Raw genomic sequence first — 411 nt, forward strand, 5'->3', positions numbered from 1 at the left:
TGCGATCGTCTGGAATATCCCGCCGGCCTTACTGCCCGCAATCACCGGAGCGATGCGGATCGGCTCGCCGCCCGAGGGCCAATCGAGCTGCGTCTTATCGACATTGCGTTGGCCCACGAATACCGCATAACGCACGCCCCGCTGGCCGCTTCTGACGAGCTCCTGCCAGAATCCGGGAATCATCGTGCTGAGCGCTCGCAAGGCATCGCGAGGCGAACGCACGACATAGGCGTGGTCGCGACCGAACTTGGCTCCCAGACTCCCATAGAGCCTGATCGAGCGGACTACATCTTCCAATTAATCGTCTCCCGGTGACGCAGCACATGCGTCACGTGTTTGCGGTAGCGTGGCAGCAGCTCGCGTCGCGAGAGCTGACCCCAAAGGTGATGCAGTATCTCGTCGTTCCCAAGA

At 61.3% G+C, this 411-nt stretch carries 1 pseudogene; it reads right to left on the reverse strand.

Going from position 1 to position 411, the window contains the following annotated elements:
* Positions 1 to 297 (reverse strand): annotated as a pseudogene (locus tag QCE79_RS34470) (tail assembly protein); the annotation flags it as partial.
* Positions 298 to 411: the final 114 nt, after the last annotated feature.

Origin of the sequence: Caballeronia sp. LZ003 (assembly GCF_031451465.1) — a bacterium.
Classification (GTDB): Bacteria; Pseudomonadota; Gammaproteobacteria; order Burkholderiales; family Burkholderiaceae; genus Caballeronia.